The organism is Solwaraspora sp. WMMD791 (genome assembly GCF_029581195.1).
Classification (GTDB): domain Bacteria; phylum Actinomycetota; class Actinomycetes; order Mycobacteriales; family Micromonosporaceae; genus Micromonospora_E.
Window position 1 is genome coordinate 2,197,859 of the sequence record NZ_CP120737.1, and the last position, 18,669, is coordinate 2,216,527.

General features: G+C 73.6%; 12 protein-coding genes and 1 pseudogene. 5 read left to right on the forward strand and 8 right to left on the reverse strand.

Translation table 11 applies throughout. The annotated features are described in order from the left end of the window. Positions 1-94: 94 nt before the first annotated feature. The 3 genes and pseudogenes from O7623_RS09550 to O7623_RS09560 form a co-directional block, all read right to left on the reverse strand. Positions 95-358: pseudogene (locus tag O7623_RS09550) on the reverse strand (NADH-quinone oxidoreductase subunit K); the annotation flags it as partial. After that, on the reverse strand, positions 355-3,198 hold the full coding sequence (gene mbhE, locus O7623_RS09555; protein ID WP_282228251.1) for a hydrogen gas-evolving membrane-bound hydrogenase subunit E: 2,844 nt from the start codon (positions 3,196-3,198) through the stop codon (positions 355-357). The pseudogene O7623_RS09550 and the gene mbhE, both read right to left, overlap by 4 nt. Positions 3,199-3,297: 99 nt before the next feature. After that, positions 3,298-3,960, reverse strand: coding sequence for a universal stress protein (locus O7623_RS09560; RefSeq protein WP_282228252.1), 663 nt, complete (start codon positions 3,958-3,960; stop codon positions 3,298-3,300). A 509-nt stretch (positions 3,961-4,469) separates the two neighbouring features. Between O7623_RS09560 and O7623_RS09565 the strand changes: the two genes are divergently transcribed. The 3 genes from O7623_RS09565 to O7623_RS09575 are packed head-to-tail and all read left to right on the forward strand — an operon-like array spanning position 4,470 to position 9,316. Further along, complete coding sequence (locus O7623_RS09565) at positions 4,470-5,537, forward strand: MoxR family ATPase (RefSeq protein WP_282228253.1); 1,068 nt, start codon at positions 4,470-4,472, stop codon at positions 5,535-5,537. 3 nt (positions 5,538-5,540) lie between these two features. Next, a complete protein-coding gene (locus O7623_RS09570; protein ID WP_282228254.1) occupies positions 5,541-6,839 on the forward strand; it encodes a DUF58 domain-containing protein in 1,299 nt (432 codons plus the stop codon). Next, on the forward strand, positions 6,836-9,316 hold the full coding sequence (locus O7623_RS09575; RefSeq protein ID WP_282228255.1) for a DUF3488 and transglutaminase-like domain-containing protein: 2,481 nt from the start codon (positions 6,836-6,838) through the stop codon (positions 9,314-9,316). The genes O7623_RS09570 and O7623_RS09575 overlap by 4 nt, the downstream gene beginning before the upstream one ends. Before the next feature lie 338 nt (positions 9,317-9,654). On the opposite strand, the gene O7623_RS09580 is transcribed toward O7623_RS09575, so the two are convergent. The 3 genes from O7623_RS09580 to O7623_RS09590 all read right to left on the reverse strand — a co-directional run bounded on the left by O7623_RS09580 (position 9,655) and on the right by O7623_RS09590 (position 12,261). Further along, positions 9,655-10,041, reverse strand: coding sequence for a DUF3040 domain-containing protein (locus O7623_RS09580; protein WP_282228256.1), 387 nt, complete (start codon positions 10,039-10,041; stop codon positions 9,655-9,657). A 262-nt stretch (positions 10,042-10,303) separates the two neighbouring features. Then, positions 10,304-11,515, reverse strand: coding sequence for a nucleotide pyrophosphatase/phosphodiesterase family protein (locus O7623_RS09585; protein WP_282228257.1), 1,212 nt, complete (start codon positions 11,513-11,515; stop codon positions 10,304-10,306). Continuing rightward, positions 11,512-12,261 carry a methyltransferase domain-containing protein gene (locus O7623_RS09590; protein ID WP_282228258.1) on the reverse strand — a complete coding sequence of 250 codons (750 nt, stop codon included), beginning with the start codon at positions 12,259-12,261 and terminating at the stop codon, positions 11,512-11,514. The genes O7623_RS09585 and O7623_RS09590 overlap by 4 nt, the downstream gene beginning before the upstream one ends. Positions 12,262-12,403: 142 nt before the next feature. Between O7623_RS09590 and O7623_RS09595 the strand changes: the two genes are divergently transcribed. Beyond that, positions 12,404-12,736 (forward strand): PadR family transcriptional regulator, encoded by a 333-nt coding sequence (locus tag O7623_RS09595; protein ID WP_282228259.1) that lies wholly within the window; start codon positions 12,404-12,406, stop codon positions 12,734-12,736. Next, positions 12,733-13,770: a hypothetical protein gene (locus O7623_RS09600; protein WP_282228260.1), complete on the forward strand. Its 1,038-nt coding sequence runs from the start codon at positions 12,733-12,735 to the stop codon at positions 13,768-13,770. The genes O7623_RS09595 and O7623_RS09600 overlap by 4 nt, the downstream gene beginning before the upstream one ends. Here O7623_RS09600 and O7623_RS09605 read toward each other — a convergent pair. Together O7623_RS09605 and O7623_RS09610 are read right to left on the reverse strand one after the other, a co-directional pair. Next, positions 13,742-17,068 (reverse strand): error-prone DNA polymerase, encoded by a 3,327-nt coding sequence (locus O7623_RS09605; RefSeq protein WP_282228261.1) that lies wholly within the window; start codon positions 17,066-17,068, stop codon positions 13,742-13,744. The genes O7623_RS09600 and O7623_RS09605 overlap by 29 nt on opposite strands. Next, complete coding sequence (locus O7623_RS09610) at positions 17,061-18,647, reverse strand: DNA polymerase Y family protein (RefSeq protein WP_282228262.1); 1,587 nt, start codon at positions 18,645-18,647, stop codon at positions 17,061-17,063. The genes O7623_RS09605 and O7623_RS09610 overlap by 8 nt, the downstream gene beginning before the upstream one ends. Positions 18,648-18,669: the final 22 nt, after the last annotated feature.

The window sequence follows — 18,669 nt, forward strand, 5'->3', positions numbered from 1 at the left end:
GTGGTGCGGTCGGCGGCGCCGCCGGAGTCGGCGACGGCGGCGCCTCGCCGAGTTCGAGGTCGGGCCGGTCGCGCTCAGGTGGGCTGGCCAGGGTGAGGGCGAGCAGATACACGGTGATCCCGAAGGTGATGACGATGGCGGTCAACGCGAACGCCTGGGGCAACGGGTCGGCGGTGGTGGCACGGTCCACCTCGCCGAGCGGTGGTTCCCTCCGCCACAGCCCGCCGGCGGCCAGCAACAGGGCGTTGACGGCGTGCCCGAGCAGGACGAATCCGATGATCACCCGGATCAGGCCCCGGTGCAGGATCAGGTACACGCCGGCGGCGGTCAGGATGCCGACCATCAGCGCTACGGTCATCGCGTCGACACCTCCCGGGTGGCCCCGGTGGGCACCGACGCGGCGACGGCTCGCTGCCGCTCGACGACCGGACGCACGTCGGTCGCGCCCAGCCGGTCCACCGCCGCGGTGACCAGTCCGACCACCATCAGGTAGATGCCGACGTCGAACAGCGTCACCGGTGTCACGGACAACCCGAGCGCCGACACCGCCGGGGTGTGCTCCGGAGTGAGGAACGGCTCGCCGAGCAGCAGCGCGGACAGCCCGACGGCCAGGCAGGTCAGCAACCCGCCGGCCAGCAGCGGTGCCGGCCGTAGCCAGCGCCGCGCCGCCACCCGGCTGCCCCCGTGGGCCAGTTGCCCGAGACCGATCGCGGCCCCCGCGACCAGCGCGGCGATGAAGCCACCGCCGGGTTCGTCGTGGCCACGCAGGAACAGGTACGCGGAGACGACGAGCATCACCGGGGTGAGCAGCCGGTGCGCGAACCGCAGCACCAGGTCGGGGCCGCCACCGCCGGAACCGCCAGCCGCGCTGGTCGTGCCGGTGCCGTCGGGGCCGTCTCCGGAGCGGCCGACCCGGCCGGCCCGGAACAGTCCGATCAGGCCGAGCGCCACAGCGACCAGGACACTGGCCTCACCGAGGGTGTCGAACGCCCGGAAGTCGACCAGGATCACGTTGACCACGTTCTCGCCGCCGGTCTGCGGCTCGGCGGTACGCAGGAAGTAGTCCCCCGCTGTCGACAGCTCCCGGCGGCCGGTCAGGGCGAGCGTGGCCACGACCGCGACGATCCCGGCGGCGGCCGCGAGCGCGCCGGCGAAACAGCTCACCGGCTGCCGCCCGGCCCCGGGCAGCCGGGCCGGCAACCGCCGCAGCACGAGCATCCCGACCACCGCGGTCAGCACCTCGACCAGCATCAACGTCAGCGCGACGTCCGGCGCACCGGCGAGCAGGAACCAGGTGGCGACCAGCAGGCCGACCAGGCCGAGCAGCGCGATCGCGGCCAGTGCCGAACGGGCCGTCACGATCCCGGCGGTCGCCACCGCCACGAGCACCAGCAGTGGCCAGTCGCCGGCGGTGGGGCCCGTCGGCGGCCACAGCGGTGACGGCGGCGACGACGCGAGCGCCCAACTGCCGACCGCACCCAGCAGCACCAGCAACAGCACCGGTCGGAACAGGTGGGCGCCGGGTGAGTCGTAGCGGGCCGGGCGGCCGACCAGATGACCCAGTCGCAGCAGCGTCGCATAGCTATGGTCGAACATGGTCGCGCCGGCGGGTGGCAGCGGCACCGCGTGCACGATCCGGTCGACCCGGGCGCGGGCGGCGAACAACGCGAACCCGAGCCCGACGGCCAGGACCGACAGCCCCAGCGCCGGGGTGAACCCGTGCCAGAACGCCACGTACGGCGGTTCCCCGCCCGGGTCGGCGTTGCGGGTGGCCTGGTCGATCAGCGGGCCGAGCAGGGCGGCGGCCGGGCCGAGCATCAGGCTGAGCAACGCCGCCACCCCGGCCGGGGCGAGGAAGGTCAGCGCCGGCTCGTACAGGTCGGGTTGCCGGGTGGGCCCGGCGAAGGTCTCGTAGACGATCCGCGCGCCGTAGGCGAAGGTCAGCGCGGACGCCGACACGGCCAGCACCTCGGCGGTCGGGCTCAGCCAGGGATCCACCCCGGTCCGGATCAGCGCTTCGAAGATCGCTTCCTTGCTGACGAAGCCGAGCAGTGGGGCCAGTCCGGCCATCGACATCGCCGCGAGCCCGGTCAGGGTCGCGGTCACCGGCATCACCCGGCGCAGCCCGGACAGCTGGCGGATGTCGCGGCTGCCGGCTTCCCGGTCGATGATGCCGACGAGCATGAACAGGGTGGCCTTGAACAGCGCGTGGGCCACCGTGTGCAGCACTGCGGCGGCCAGGGCGGCCGTGGTGCCGACCCCGATCACGCCGACCAGCAGGCCCAGTTGGCTGACCGTCGAGTAGGCCAGCATCGCCTTGAGGTCGTGTTGGCGCAACGCCAGGAAGGCACCGAGCACGGCGGTTCCGAGCCCGCCGAGGACCAGTGTGATGGTCCAGGCCGGTTGACCGGCGTAGACCGGCGAGAAGCGGATCAGCAGGTAGATGCCGGCCTTGACCATCGTGGCCGCGTGCAGGTACGCGCTGACCGGGGTGATCGCCACCATCGCGCTGGGCAGCCAGAAGTGGAACGGGAACTGCGCCGACTTGGCGAACGCCGCGACGATCAGCAACGCACCGACCGCCCAGGCCGCTGGGGAGGCGAGCAACCGGTCCGGGCGAGCCAGGATCGTGGTGAGGTCGGCGGTGCCGAGGGTGCCGACCAGGATCACGACGGCGGCCAGCAACGCCAGTCCGCCGCCGGCGGTGACCAGCAGGGCCCGGGTCGCCGGTCGGGCCGCCGCCGGACTGGCCAGGCCGATCAGGAAGAACGAGCAGAGCGTGGTCAGTTCCCAGAACAGGAACAACAGCACCATGTCGGACGCGAAGACCAGGCCGAGCATCGCGACGGTGAACAGGGTCAGCAGGGTGTAGAGGCTGGTGCACCGGGCGTCCGGGGTGAGATAGCGCGGACAGTACATCATGATCAGCGCGCCGACGCCGAGCACGAGCAGCCCGAAGACCATCGACAGGCCGTCCAGACGCAGCGCGAACGCCACCTCCAGCGACGGCAGCCACGGCGCGGTGACCGCGACCGCGCCGTTGTCGAGCACCACCGGCATCCGCGAAGCGAGTAGTCCGCAGCTGACCAGGTAGCCGAGGGCGAGTGGATATCCGGCGTCCCGACCGAGCAGACGGGTGAGCAGTGGTGCGGTGGCGGCGAGCCCGGTCAGCAGGACCAGCACCGCGACCATGGTCAACGCCGGACTCCCCTACCGCAGCCAGCGCGACGGCGCCCGCAGCCAGCGCGACGGCGCCCGCAGCCGGTCGTCGTGCCCGTGGCCGTGGCGCACGCCATCTCAGGCGTCCTCGGTCGCGGCGAGCAGGACCGGTCGGTCGGCGTGGCGCACCACCTGGTCGGCGACGCCACCGAGCAGCCGGGTGGACAGGCCGCTGCCCCGCCGCCCGATGACGATCAGGTCGACGTCGTTGCGGCGAGCGGTGTCCAGCAGCGCCCGCGCCGGGGTGCCGGTGAGGATCTCCGTACGGCTCGCTCCGGCCCGGCCCCCGGCGGACGCCGCGCCGGCCCGGTCCCGCAGCACCTCTCGGGCGCGGGCGAGGTCCTCGTCCTCCTCCTCGGTCCGTTCGTCCGGGTCGACCTGGGGTGCCAGGTCGACGACCGTGGCCAGGATCAGCTCGCCGACCCGGTCACCGAGCACCTCCCGGGCGGTACGCAGCGCCCGGTCGGCGTCGGCGGACCCGTCCACCGCGACCAGCACCCGTGGGCCGGCGGCGGACGCCGACCGGCCGGGTCGCCCCGGCGCGGTCCGGGTCTCCAAACGTCCGGTGCCGGTGGCACCGCGTTCCATCGCGATCGGGACGAACAGCAGTCCTAGCACGGCACCGAGCAGATACCAGTACCAGGCGCGCCGGCCCCGCCGGGTCATGAACACCGCGACCGCGGTGACTCCGGAGAGCACCCACACCACGACGACGACCGCCACGTACCCGGCCGTGGACATCCGACTCCTCTCCGTACCGCCCGCCAGGGGCCGCACCCGCGTCCGGCGGACCGGATGACCTGGACCGCGTGAGATGTCGCGATGTACTGCCCAGTCCGTGCCACGGTGAATCCTGCTGTCCGTCACGTCCCCTTCGGGTAGGTGTCAGCAGCGAATGGACCGACCCACCCGTGAGTCGGCGACGATCACGGACGGTTACCCGGGCCGGCCCGGTTCATGTCCGACGACGCCCAGGTCCTGCGGGTCGTCGGATCGGTTGAACCCGCACGGTCACCACCACGTACTCCAGTCGGGAGGCGGACCCCGGCTGCCTGGGCCGGGCCGGGTCATCCTGCGGATGGCGCGGCGACGGGAGGCCGGGTCATCCTGTGGATGGCGTCAGGTAGGAGAATGGATAGCCTGAGAGGCGTGTGGGGTACCTGCGGCGGGTGGCAACGGTGCCCACGTGACCCGGCGGCGGGCGGCCGGACCGACCGGTCCGCTGACGCCGCACGACGAGGAGGAGGGTCGTGACCCAAGACATCTGGGACGATCTGGGTGCTCCGTTGCCCCATGACGAGTTCCGCACCGTGACCGATGCGATCGTGGCCAACATCGAGCAGGTCATCGAGGGGAAGACCGCAACGGTCCGGTTGGCGCTCGCCGTCCTGCTCGCCGAAGGCCACCTCCTGATCGAGGATGTTCCTGGCGTCGGCAAGACCAAGCTGGCCAAGACGCTCGCGCGGTCCATCGACTGTTCGGTACGCCGGATCCAGTTCACCCCCGACCTGCTGCCCAGCGACGTGACCGGGGTCAGCGTCTACAACCAGGACAACCACGACTTCGAGTTCAAGCCCGGAGCGGTGTTCGCCAATCTGGTGGTCGGTGACGAGATCAACCGGGCGTCACCGAAGACGCAGGCCGCGTTGCTGGAGTGCATGGAGGAGCGGCAGGTCACCGTCGACGGTACGACCTACGAGCTGCGCACGCCGTTCATGGTGATCGCCACCCAGAACCCGATCGAGATGGAGGGCACCTATCCCCTGCCGGAGGCACAGCGGGACAGGTTCACCGCCCGGATCGCGATGGGGTACCCGGATCCGAGCGCCGAGTTGGCGATGCTCGACGGACACGGTGCGGTGGACCCCATCCACCAGTTGCGGCCGGTCTCGGACGCCAACGGCGTACGGCAGCTGATCGCCACCGTCCGGGAGGTGCACGTGGCCGACCCGGTCAAGCAGTACGCGGTGGACCTGGTGACCGCGACCCGGGAGTCCCCGGAGCTGCGGCTGGGCGCGTCGCCCCGGTCGACCCTGCAGCTGCTGCGCACCGCTCGTGCGGTCGCCGCGTTGGAGGGCCGCGACTACGTGCTCCCCGACGACCTGCAGGCACTGGCCGTGCCGGTGCTCGCCCACCGGCTCATCCCGACCGCCGAGGCGCAACTGGCCCGGCGTACCACCGACGCGATCATCGCGGAGCTGGTCCACCGGCTCCCGCTGCCGCACGAGCGGCAGCGGCCGGCGGCAGCGGCGTACGACGGTCGGCCCTTCGGTGCCGAGGGCGTGGCGCCGGTGCCGTTCGATTCCCGGGGGCGCTGATCGATGCGTGAGGCGCTGCGCGGCCTAACCACCCGCGGCCGGTCGTTCCTGGCGGCCGGCACCGCGGCGGTCGTGTCGGCGCTGATCCTCGGCGAGAAGGACCTGCTGCGGGTCGCCATCCTGTTGGCCCTGCTCCCGCTGCTGGCCGCGGCCTACGTGGGTCGCAGCCGGTACAAGCTGGCCTGCACCCGCTCGTTGGAGCCGCACCGGGTGCCGGTGGGCGCCAACGCCCGGGTGGTCCTGCGCCTGCACAACCTGTCCCGGTTGCCGACCGGCACCCTGCTACTGGAGGACCGGCTGCCGTACGCCCTGGGGACCCGCCCCCGGGTGGTGCTGGAACGGCTCGGCGCCCAGCAGGCGAGTTCGGTGGCGTACACGGTGCGCGCCGACGTCCGGGGCCGCTACGAGGTCGGACCACTGGTGGTCCGACTGACCGACCCGTTCGGGTTGTGCGAGTTGACCCGGGCGTTCCCCAGCGTCGACCGGCTCACCGTGATCCCGCAGGTCACCGCGCTGCCGACGGTCCGGCTGGCCAGCGAGTACGCCGGCTCGGGCGACAGCCGGGCCCGGTCGGTGGCGGTGCACGGCGAGGACGATTCGGCGACCCGGGAGTACCGGCGCGGCGACGACCTGCGCCGGGTGCACTGGAAGTCGACCGCCCGGACCGGGGAACTGATGGTGCGCCGTGAGGAGCAGCCCTGGGAGAGCCGGGCCACCGTGGTGCTCGACACCCGGGCGTACGCCCACCAGGGTGACGGACCGACGGCCAGTTTCGAATGGGCGGTGGCGGCGACCGCGAGCGTCGCCGTACACCTGCGCGGCAACGGTTACCGGCTGCGGCTGGTCACCGGCCTCGGCGTCGACACCGACGCGACCGAGGCCGACGGCGACGGCCTGCTGCTGGACTGTCTGGCCGATGTCACCGCCAGTCAACGCAGCGACGTCGCGACCCTGGTCGAGCAGGTCCGTCGCCGGTCGGACAGTTCACTGGTGGTGGCCGTGCTCGGCGCGTTGACCCTGCCCGAGGCCGAGTTGCTGGCCGGGTTGCGCGGCAACCGGTCGACCTGCGTCGCGCTGTTGATCGACAGTCACGGCTGGCTGAACCTGGGCGACAGCGAGCGGGCCGAGGCGGCCCGGACGCAGGGGGCGGCGGCGCTGTCGCTGTTGCAGAGCGGCTGGCGGGTGATCGGAGTGAACCACGGCGACCAGTTGCCGTCGTTGTGGCCGCAACTGGCGCGTGGACCACAGGGCTTCGCCTGGCGGGCGGCGTTGGCCGAGACGGTAGCCGGAGGTGTCAAATGACCGGCCGCAGACATCTGGGCCTGGTCGCCGCGGCGGCCACCCTGATGGCCGCCGCCCCGATGGGGACCATCTTCGCCAGTTGGACCTGGTTGGTGCAGTGTGCGATCACCGTCGCGCTGGTCTCCGGGGCCGGCCTGCTGGCCCGGACGCTGGGCGGACCGGCCTGGCTGCACCCGGTGGCCATGGTGGGTGCCCTGCTGCTCGGGCTGACCTGGCTGTTCCCCAGCGGCGACGAGTTCCTCGTGGTGCTGCCCTCCCCCGCGACCTTCGCCCACTTCGGCGGACTGTTCGCCCAGTCCGCGCAGGACGTGCACGCCTACGGCGTACCGGTGCCCGACGGCGACGCCCTGCTGTTCATCACGGCCCTGGGCATCGGCGCGGTCGCCGTCGTCGTCGACGTGCTGACGGTGACGTTGCGCCGGCCCGCGCTGGCCGGTCTGCCGATGCTGGCCATCTACTCGGTGCCGGTGGCGATCTACGTGGACAGTGTGCCGGCGGTGCCGTTCGTGGTGGGCGCGATCGGTTACCTGTGGCTGCTGATGGCCGACAACGTCGACCGGGTACGCCGGTTCGGCCGACGCTTCACCGGCGACGGCCGGGACGTGGACGTGTGGGAGCCGTCGCCGCTGGCCGCCGCCGGCCGCCGGCTGGCGCTGGTCGGTGTGGTGGTCGCGGTGGCGGTTCCGGTGGCGATCCCCGGGATGACCTCGGGGCTGCTGACCAATCTCAGCGGTGCCGGCGTGGGCGGCACCGGCCTGGGCACCGGACCGGGGCAGGTGAACCTGTTCGCGGCGTTGAGCGGCCAGCTCAACCAGAGCGAGGTCACCGAGATGCTGCGGGTGACGACGAACGATCCGGATCCGGGGTATCTGCGGATCGGGATCGCCGACGAGATCAGCCAGGAGGGCTTCGCCAACCGGTCGCCGGGTGGGCGGCCAGGGTCGGCGTCGGCGCTGCCCGACCCTCGGGAGGATCCCCGGCTGCTCAGCACCGGGGTGACCCGGGAGGAGTTCGAGGCGACCGTCGAGGTCGCGCAGGGCTTCAACATGGCGTTGCTGCCGACGTACCCGGTGCCGGTGCGGATGCGCGACGTGGACGGCAGCTGGGCGTACGACCGGACCGCACAGGTCGTCTTCTCCGGCCGGTCCCGGGCACGGGGCATGACCTACGGCTTCGACTACGTCCGTTCCTCGTACACGCCGGGCGCGCTGCGGCGGTCGCAGCCGCTGCCGGCCGACGACGACCTACGGGTACGGCTCACCGAGGTGCCGCAGGTCCCGCAGGTCACGGCCCTGGTCGAGGAGTTGACCGCGGGTGCGCGGACCGACTACGACCGGGTACGGGCGATCTACGACCACTTCTCCCGTGACAACGGCTTCACCTACAGTCTGGCCACCGAGGGCGGTACGGCCAGCCAGGACATCGTCAACTTCCTCGACAACAAGGTCGGCTTCTGCCAGCAGTACGCGGCGGCCATGGCGTGGCTGGTACGGGCCGCGGACATTCCGGCCCGAGTGGCGTTCGGCTTCACCAACGGCTCCCGGCGGGTGGAGAACACCTACACGTTGACCAACCTCAACCTGCACGCCTGGACCGAGGTCTACTTCGACGGGCTCGGCTGGGTGCCGTTCGATCCCACTCCGGCGGCGAGCGTGCCGGGGTCGGTGCGCTCCGAGTGGGCGCCGGACGTGGACGCCCCCGACGAGGCCGGTCCGTCCGCCGCGCCGACCGTCGGGCCGACCGCCGGGCCGTCGGCGGCGCCGCTGCCGCAGACCGATCCGAACAACGTCGGCCCTGGTGACGAGGGCCTGGCCGGGGCGTCGACCACACCGACGGGCCCGAGGTGGCCGTTGTGGACGCTGGCGGCGGTGGCGGTCCTGTTGGCGCTGGCGGCGGTGCCGGCGGTGCGACGGGCCACCGTACGTCGCCGGCGGCTCAGCCGCACCCTGAGCTCGGCGTCCGGGGACGGCACCGACCTGGCCCCGGCACCCGACGGCGGAGCCGGCCCGGTCATGGTGGTCACCGGTGCCGACCCTGGGGCGGCCCGGGCGCATGCGCACGCCGCCTGGAGCGAGCTGATCGACACCATGGTCGATCTGCGGGTGCCGGTGGACCGGTCGGAAACGCCCCGGGCGACCGCCGAGCGGCTCGCGGCGATCGGGTCGGTCCGCGACGGCGGGGCGACCGACGCGGTACGGCTGCTCGGCCGGGCCGAGGAGCGGGCGCGGTACGCCCGGCAGCCGATGCAGGGCGGGGCGTTGGTCGAGGCGCTCGACCGGACCCGGGCGGCGTTGGCGGCGGGCGCGAACCGTCGGACCCGGCTGCTGGCCCGGCTGCTGCCGCCGTCGGTGCTGCTGCACTGGCGCGCACAGGTCGTGGACACGTACGGGCGGTTGTTCGGGGTGGTCGCGCAGTGGCGGGACGCCGCCGCCCGGTTCAGCCCGCGCCGGCTGTTGGCGAGCCGGCTGGGCCGCTGACCCCCCGGCGGACCACTTTCGGGAATCCGGCCACCTGTGGCCGGCGGGCCCGGCATAATCGCCCTCGTGCCACAGCGGCGATCCGTCGAGCGCGGTCAACGGACCGACGGGACAGTTCGCGCCCCGGTCCGGGGCGCTGCCGTGGTGTGCGACCGCGCTGCCGTGGCATGCGCGACCGCGACCAGGGCACGGGTAGCGGCGCCGGTCACGATCACCCGGTCGCCGGCACCGGCCAACGACGCAGAGTCAGGCGGCGATGCCCGGGGCACGGTGGCACCGGGCACGACGCGTTCACCCGGGCCGGGCAGGTCCCGGGTAGCAGGGCTCCGCTGGTCAGGTCAGCGGTGGCCCTCCGGCCGCTGGCGCCAACGCTCCTCCAGCCGGTCGATCAGCGATGACCGTCGCCCGCTGCGGGTCCTGCGGCTCGTCGTCCCGCCGACCACCCGCAGATCGGGTGCGCTGGACTTGCGCTGGGACTGCATGGCGAACGCCGCAGCGCCGAGCATGACCACGAAACCGGCCACGCCCAGCAGCGGCACTTTGCTCACTGTGCCGTAAACGACCAGGGCAAGGCCAATGATGATCACACCGGCAGCGACGAGCAGGCGACGCCGCGCGTGGAAACGCGGGTCGCTGGCGCGCACGGCCGAGGCGAATTTGGGGTCCTCGGCAAGCGACCGCTCGATCTGCTCGAACAGCCGCTGCTCGTGCTCCGAGAGCGGCACGGCACTCCTCCCCGGTCACCGTTGGTCGGCCCGGTCGGACCGACAGACCGTGGCAGCCAACCGGCTGCTTACCCGCAAGTCTACGAGGGGGTTCGCGGGTCGGAAAGCCGGACGACGGACCGCCTAGGTTGATTTTCCGTCCGGTGGACGTCATCACCTGGTAACAGCGTAGCCGCCCGTTCCCACTGAGTCCCGTCCGCCCTTCGGCCAGCATCGACAAACCGGGCGATCTTCGCGCGATCGGGTTACCCCGTCGGCTGAGTCACCCGGTGGCCACCAACAGTGGGATGGCCAGCTCGACCTCGGTCGCCCCGCCGTGGAATCCGACGAGTGCCGACATACCGGGTTCTGTCGCGGTGGACAGCACCACGTACCGGTCCTGGCAGGTCACCACGACGTCACCGATGCGGGCCTGGTGTGCCGGCGGCACCGGGCCGAACCAGCCCGCCTCGATCAGTGCGTTCCGTTCGGTCACCTCGACGGCCGGTCCGAGAACCGCCCGCCAGGCGGCCACCACGTCGGCGGCGGCGCCCGGCCGGGTGTGCAGGTAGCGCACCCGGGGTTCGCCGGCCACCACCCGTACCCCCTCCTGCAGCCGGGGATCGGCGTCCAGGTCGACCCGGTACGCCGGCCCGGCCGGCACGTTGAGCTGGCCGTGGTCGGCGGTCACCAGCAGCGCCGCGTCCGACGGCAGCCCGTCGACCACCCGTCCGATCAGCCGCTCCAGCCCGGCGGCGGCCAGCTGCCACTGCGGTGAGTCGACCCCATGGACGTGGCCGGCCCGGTCGAGGTCCGGGTGGTATCCGTAGACCAGGGCCGGCCCGTCGGCGACGGCGACCGCCGCCAGCAGGCCGGCGGCGAGATCGTCGACGCCGTCGGCCTCCCGGTAGGTGCCGCCCCGGTTGGCCGCGACGGTCAGCCCGCTGCCGGCGAACTCACCCCGGCTCACCACGCTCACCGCGACGCCGGCGGCGGCAGCCCGCTGCCAACAGGTGTCCAGCGGCTGCCACGACATCGGGTCCGGGTCGTCGGTCCAGTAGGTGTGGGTCAGCACCCGGTCGGTACCCGGCATCAGGAGGCGGAAGCCGAGGACACCGTGTGCGCCGGGTGGGGTGCCGGTGCCGAGGCTGACCAGACTGGTGGGAGTGGTCGACGGGAAACCGGTGGTCAGGCGGCGGGCGTGCCGGCCGGCGGCCAGCTGCGCCAGGGCCGGGGCGTGTCGACCGGCAGCCGGCAGCTGGTGCCAGCCGAGGCCGTCGATCAGCAGCACGACGACCCGCCGTACGCCGGCCAACGGGTCGGCCAGCCGCAGCGGGTCGACCGCGCCGGGCACTCCGAGGACGGCGAGCACACTGGGCACGACCTCGGCGAGGCTGGCCACGCCGTACTCGGGTCGGGCCGGGCGCAGCAGGTGCGCCGGGGTGGCCGGCGGCTCGGCGTCGACTCTCGCGCTGGGCGGCTCGGCGTCACTCATGGCGCGGGGCGCCGGGCGAACAGGTGCAGCTGGGTGGCGAGGTCCCGGTAGGGCGGGTGGGCGGCGGCGGCGAGTTCCAGGTCGAGCACCGCCTGCGGGTCGCCCTCGGCGACGGCCGCCGGCAGCAGATCGGCCAGTACGCGTACCCCATGGGTCTGCTCGACCTGCAGCCCGGCGGCGACGAGCAGCGCGACGGCGCTGGCCGCGTCGTAGCGGCGGCGCAGGGTGTCCCGCGTGCCGGCGGTGCCCTGCGGGTCGGTCAGCAACGCGGCGGCGAGGTCCAGGTGGCCGTTGACCGCCCGGGCCAGCACGGCGGCGGCCCGGCCGGCGACCAGGACGCTGGCCGCGCCGCCGGGGCGCAGCGCGGCGGCCAGGGACTCGACCACCCGGGCCGGATCGTCGACCACCTCCAGCACGGCGTGGCACAGCACCAGGTCGGCGCTGGCCGGCGCGATCAGGTCACCGAGCGCGTCACCGTCGCCCTGCACGGCCCGGATCCGCTCGGCGACGCCCGCCTCGGCGGCGCGGCGGGTCAGCGCGGCCAGGGCGTCCGGGCTGGCGTCGACGACGGTGACCTGATGGCCGGCCTCGGCCAGCGGTACGGCGAACCCGCCGGTGCCGCCGCCGACGTCGACGACGGTGAGGGTGCGGTCACGGTGGCGGTCCAGCTCCTGCCGCAGCACGGACCAGACCACGGCGGTCCGGGGGCTGACCGTCGGGCCGCTCGGGATGTGTGTGCGCTCCACCCGCGCGAGCCTATCGGCCGTCGGGGGCGGCGTGCCCGGCGCGGCCCGCGCGGCCGGTCGGTCGACCGTCCGCAACCGGTCCGCTCCACCGCCGGTACTGCGCGATTGACGGTATATCGGATTGCACAGTAGTCTGCACACCGTGGATACCACCCAGCTTCTCAAAGGGGTGCTCGACCTCGCCGTCCTCGCCGTGCTTCGGCACGACGACGGGTACGGCTACGACATCCTGCGCCGGCTGCGTACCGCCGGGTTGACGGAGGTCGGTGACGCCTCGGTCTACGGCACGCTGCGCCGGCTGTTCCAGGCCGGCCTGCTCACCACCTACGTGGTCCCGTCCGAGGAAGGGCCGCACCGCAAGTACTACTCACTCAACTCCGCCGGCCGCGACCAGCTGACCCGCTCGGGTAAGAACTGGCGCGACTTCGCCGCGACCATGGACGACCTGCTCGACGATCGGGGGGTGGCGGCGTGAACGCCACGACGCAGATGGAGATCACGCGCTACGTCGAGCAGGTCCGGGCCGCCCTGGCCGACCTGCCGGCGACGGTCCGCGACGAGTTGCTCGAAGATCTGCCCGAGCATCTGGCCGAGGTCCTCGCCGAAGGCGACGGCACGCTTGTCGACCGGCTCGGCGACCCGACGGAGTACGCCGCCGAACTGCGCGCCAGCGCCGCGCTGGACACCCCGGCGACGACGCCGGGGGTCGGCCACCGGGTCGCCGCCGCCTGGCAGAGCACCCGCAGCCGGCTGGCCCGGGTCGACCACCGGGTCGGGCCGCTGCTCGGCTACCGCAGTGCCAGCGAGTTCCTGCGGTTGCTGCGCCCCGCCTGGTGGGTGCTGCGCGGCTACCTCGCCGCGCTGCTCTTCGCCCACCTCGTCACCGACGGCTCGCCCGGGCTCTTCCCACGTCCGGGCGGCAGCGTCGTCATCGGTCTGCTGGTCCTCGCCGGCTTCGTGACCGCCTCGATCTGGCTCGGCCGCCGTCAGGCCGGGTTCACCCGCTGGCCCCGCCGGACGCTCACCGCCGCGACCGCTATCGTGCTGATCTTCGGCGCGGTCACCGTGGCGGAGGTCGACGGCCGATCCCGCAGCAGCACCCCCGGGCCGGTCTACTACCAGAACGATCCGTACACGCAGGTGCTGGACGTGTACGTCTACGACGGGCAGGGCCGACTGGTAGAGGGTGCTCGGCTGTTCGACGAGAGCGGCCAACCGATCTCGCTCGGCGATCCGTACCGGTGCGAGCACCTCGACTACTCTCGGCAGGGGGTCGAGGCGGACCCAGCACGGTTCGACAACCCGCAGTACATCTACCCGTTCTGCCCGGAGCTGGCGCCGTTCACGCTCCCCGGTTCCACTCCGACGCCGGCACCGGTGCGGACGGCACCGAGCGACCTTCCGCTGACCCCGCTGACCCCGACACCGGACCAGCAGGAGCCCGCCGCCGATCCGTCGGCGACGGCGGCCGACCCGACGGTCAGCGGAAGTCCCGGGACGCCGGACTGACCGGGGTGGTGACCGCGTCCAGCCGGTCGGCGACCAGGTTGAGCACCCCTTCGGCCTTCTCCAGCCGGCCCCGTACCAGCAGGGCGGCGCTGGACCGGGCCACCGTGCGGTAGCGCAGCCACAGCCCGGGTGAGCAGGTCACGTTGAGCATCCCGGTCTCGTCCTCCAGATTGACGAACGTCACCCCGCCGGCGGTCGCCGGGCGCTGCCGGTGGGTGACGATGCCGCCGACCCGCACCCGGGTACCGGCGTCGACCCGACCCAGGTCGGCGATCGGCACCGCCCCGGCGGCGGCCAGCCGGTCCCGGACGAACCGCACCGGATGGTTCTCCGGCGACAGTCCGGTGGCCCACACGTCGGCCATCAACGCGTCGACCTCGTCCAGACCGGGCAGGGTCGGCGCGTCGACCCCGACGGCGACGCCGGGCAGCCGGTCGGCGCGTTCCTGCGCGGCGGCCCCGGCCCCCCACAGCGCCTGCCGACGGGTCAGCCCGAAACAGGCGAACGCGTCGGCGGTGGCCAGCGCCTCCAACTGGGCAGCGGTCAGCCCGACCCGGCGGGCCAGGTCCGGCATGTCCCGGTACGGCCCACGCGCGGCCCGCTCGCCCTCGATCCGCTGGGCCAGGTCGTCGCCGATGCCGCGTACCGCCGACAGACCGAGGCGCACCTGCGGGCCGCCGACCCCCCACTGGTGCGGCGGCTCCCCCGGCGCGCCACCCCACCGGGTACGGGCGTCGACGACCAGGGTGGCCGCCGCGCCACTGGCGTTGACGTCCGGCCGGTGCACCCGCACCCCGTGCCGGCGGGCGTCGTCGACCAGGGTCTGCGGCGAGTAGAACCCCATCGGCTGGGCGTTGAGCAGCGCGGCGAGGAACGGGGCCGGGTGGTAGCGCTTGAGCCAGGCGCTGGCGTACACCAGGTAGGCGAAGCTCATCGCGTGGCTCTCCGGGAAACCGAAGCTGGCGAACGCGCTCAGCTTCACGTACAGGTCGTCGGCCAGCTCACCGGTGATGCCCCGGCCGGCCATCCCGGCGTACAGCCGGTCGCGGATCGCGGCCATCCGAGACGCCGACCGTTTCGACCCCATCGCCCGGCGCAGCTGGTCGGCGCCGGCGGCGTCGAACCCGGCCAGGTCGATCGCCAACTGCATCAGCTGCTCCTGGAACAGCGGCACCCCGAGGGTCTTCTCCAGCGCGTTGCGCATCAGCGGATGCGGGTAGGTCACCGGTTCCTGGCCGTTGCGCCGACGGATGTACGGGTGCACCGAGCCGCCCTGGATGGGGCCGGGACGGATCAGCGCCACCTCGACGACCAGGTCGTAGAAGCAGGTCGGTTTCAGCCGGGGCAGGGTGGCCATCTGGGCGCGGCTCTCCACCTGGAACACCCCGACCGAGTCGGCCCGGCACAGCATCGCGTACACCTCGGGGTCGTCCAGCGACATGGCGCCCAGGTCCAGTTCGGAGCCGATCAGGTCGTGCGCGTCGTGCAACGCGGTCAACATGCCGAGCCCGAGCAGGTCGAACTTGACCAGGCCGACGCTGGCGCAGTCGTCCTTGTCCCACTGCAGCACGGTGCGCCCCGGCATCCGGGCCCACTCCACCGGGCAGACCTCGATCACCGGCCGGTCGCAGATCACCATCCCGCCGGAGTGGACGCCCAGGTGCCGGGGGAAGGTCTGCAGCTCGTCGGCGTACGCCACCACCTGCGCCGGAATGTCCTGGCCGGCCGCCGCGACCGCGCCATAGTGGTCGATCTGCTTGCTCCAGGCATCCTGCTGGCCGGGTGAGAAGCCGAACGCGCGGGCCACGTCGCGCACCGCCGACCGGGGCCGGTACGAGATCACGTTGGCCACCTGGGCGGTGTGTTCCCGGCCGTAGCGGCGGTACACGTACTGGATGACCTCCTCGCGGCGGCCGGACTCGATGTCGACGTCGATGTCCGGCGGGCCGTCGCGTTCCGGGGCGAGGAACCGCTCGAACAGCAGCTGGTGGCGGACCGCGTCGACGTTGGTGATCCGCAGCGCGTAGCAGACCGCCGAGTTGGCCGCCGACCCCCGGCCCTGGCAGTAGATGTCCTGTTCGCGGCAGAACGCCACGATGTCGTGCACGACCAGGAAGTAGCCGGGGAAGTCCAGCTTTTCGATCATGTCGAGCTCGTGGTCGAGCTGCCGGTACGCCTCCGGGTGGGCCTCGCGGGGGCCGTACCGTTCCAGCGCGCCCCGCCAGGTCAGCTCCCGCAGCCAGCTCATCTCGGTGTGCCCGGCCGGTACCGGGTGGTCGGGCAGCCGGGGGGCGACCAGCTGCAGGTCGAAGGCGAGCTCGGCGCCGTAGGCGGCGGCCCGGGACACCGCACCCGGGTAGCCGGCGAACCGGGCCGCCATCTCGGCCCCGGACCGCAGGTGGGCGGTGCCGGCGGCGGGCAGCCAGCCGTCGATGTCGTCCAGGCCGCGCCGGGCCCGGATCGCGGCCAGCACGGCGGCCATCCGGTGCCGCGCCGGCGCGGCGTAGTGCACGTTGCCGCTGGCCACCGTCGGCAGGCCCCGGCCGTGGGCCAGCGCGGCGAGGGCATCGTTGCGGTCGCCGTCGGACGGGTCGCCGTGGTCGGTCAATTCGACCGCGACACCGTCCGCGCCGAAGAGCGCCACCAGCCGGTCCAGCTCCGCGCCGGCGGCGGCCACCCCGCCGGTACGCAGCGTCGCCGGCACCGGCCCTTTGCGGCACCCGGTGAGCACCAGTACGTGGTCACGCAGCTCGGCGGCGACCTGCTCCAGGGTGCCGTAGTCGGGTCGGCCCTTCTCCCCGCCGCGCAGCTGCGCCCGGGAGATGACGCGGGCCAGCCGGGCGTACCCGGCCGGGCCACGGGCCAACGCCAGCAGATGCCGGCCGGCCGGGTCCGGTTCCCCGGTACGCGGCACCGCCCGCCGGTCGCTCTGCTGATCCCCTGCGCCGAGGGACAGCTCGGCACCGAACACCGTCGCCAGCCCGTGGGCGGCGGCCGCCTCGGCGAAGCGGACCACCCCGTAGAAGCCGTCGTGGTCGGTGACCGCCAACGCGGTCAGCCCCAGCCGGACCGCCTCCTCGACCAGCTCCTCCGGGTGGCTGGCCCCGTCGAGAAAACTGAAGTTGCTGTGGCAGTGCAGTTCGGCGTACGGCGTGACCGGCCCGACCCTGGCGGCGTCGGACGGCCCCGCCGGCCCCGCCGGCGGCACGTACGGTGGCCGTTTACGGGTCCAGCCCGGCGCGTCGCCGCCGTCGCCGTCGACCGCGAGCGGGTCGACCACCATCGGGTGGCTAGTCATAGATGGCCTCCACCACCCAGCGCCCGTCGGCGCGGGCGATCAGCAGGGCACTGCCGTCGGCCAGGGCGACCTGGAACCGGGCCCGCCGGCGTGCCTCGGCCGGCGCCCACCAGCGTTCGTCGATCGGCCACGGGCCGGCCCAGCCGGTGACGTCGACCGGCCCGGCGGAGTCGACGGCCAACCGGGCCGGTACGGCGCTGAGCACCAGCCGGGCGTCGACGGTGACCGGGGCACCGGTCGCGTCGTACACCTCGGCGGGCAGCGGGGCGGGCAGCACGATCGCCGGGGCCGGCGGCGGCAGCCGACCCGGCCAGGGCGGTTCGCCGGGGCGGTCCGGCACCCGTTCGTCGCCCCACGGGACGAAGCGGACCTGGTCGACCGGGGACCGGCCACCGCCGGGCACGGCGGTCAGCACCGACTCCGGTCCGAGCAGGCCCTGCACCCGGCTGAGCGCCCGGTGCGCGCGGGCTCGTTCCTCGCCGGTCTCCCCCCACAGGCCGGGCTGCAGAGCGGCCCGGGCGAGCACCCCGTCGGGGATCAGCCGCAGCCGGATGATCCCGGCGGTCGGCGCCGGCGGCACCACGGCGGCACCGGCACCCGGCCGGCGGGCGGTGCCGCCGGTCAGCCAGCCGTCGAGCTGCCAGCGCAGCCGGTCGGCGATCGCGGCGGCGGTGAGTACGCCGTCGTGCCGCCAGACGCGGTGCAGTTCCTGGCCGTGCGCGGTGACCGCGTCGATGCCGAGCCGGGTGCAGGCCAGACCGTGTCCGGCGAGCCGATCGTGCAGCTGTTCGGCCAGGGCACGGGCGGCGAACGCCGCCACGTCGACCCGGTCGAGCGGATCGTCGTAGTCGGCGGTGACGGCCAGGTCGGGTGGCGGTCGGCGGGGGGTGAACGGCTGTTCGTCGCGGCCGGCGGACAGCCGGTGGGCCAGGGCCGCGTCCGGACCGAACCGGGCGAGTACGTCCCGGATCGGCAGGGCGGCGAAGTCGCCGAGGGTACGTAGGCCGAGCCGGCGCAGCAGGTCGGCCAGGTCGGGCCGGCCGAGTACCCGCAACGGCAGACCGGCCAGGAACGCCGCGCTGGCACCGGGGGCGACGATCCGGCCGGTACGGGCGGCCAGCCCGGCGGCGAAGCTGCCGTCGGCCACCCCCACCTGGCATTCGACCTCGCAGCTCTGCGCGACGTGTTCGACGATCCGCTCGGCCGCCCGGTCCTCGCCGCCGAAGTAGCGGGCCGGGCCACGGGCGGCGACCATGCACGTTCCGGCGCGGAGCACCTCGACACCGGCCACGATCTGCTCGACGGCGGTGACGACCGGCTCGAACGCCCGCGCGTCGCGGGACGGGTCGTGGTCGACCACGGTGAGCCCGGGGCAGCGGCTCTGCGCCTCCCGGCGGCGCAGTCCCGGGTGTACGCCGTCGGCCCGGGCCGTGGTCGAACAGGCGATCACCCGGTTGGCGTGCAGCACCGCCACCGGTGCGGTGGCCGGCACCCCGTCGACGATCTCGGCGGCGGTCACCGGCCAGTCCGGGCACCAGACCACCATGGCCCGGGTGGCGGCCCCGTCGGTGCGGCTCATCTCAGCCGCACCACGATCGGCC

Excerpts from the sequence above, each read along its gene's own strand:
- O7623_RS09560 (WP_282228252.1), bottom strand. The coding sequence starts at position 3,960 with ATGTCCACGGCCGGGTACGTGGCGGTCGTCGTCGTGGTGTGGGTGCTC.
- O7623_RS09570 (WP_282228254.1), top strand. The coding sequence starts at position 5,541 with ATGCGTGAGGCGCTGCGCGGCCTAACCACCCGCGGCCGGTCGTTCCTG.
- O7623_RS09575 (WP_282228255.1), top strand. The coding sequence starts at position 6,836 with ATGACCGGCCGCAGACATCTGGGCCTGGTCGCCGCGGCGGCCACCCTG.
- O7623_RS09585 (WP_282228257.1), bottom strand. The coding sequence starts at position 11,515 with ATGAGTGACGCCGAGCCGCCCAGCGCGAGAGTCGACGCCGAGCCGCCG.
- O7623_RS09605 (WP_282228261.1), bottom strand. The coding sequence starts at position 17,068 with ATGACTAGCCACCCGATGGTGGTCGACCCGCTCGCGGTCGACGGCGAC.
- O7623_RS09610 (WP_282228262.1), bottom strand. The coding sequence starts at position 18,647 with ATGAGCCGCACCGACGGGGCCGCCACCCGGGCCATGGTGGTCTGGTGC.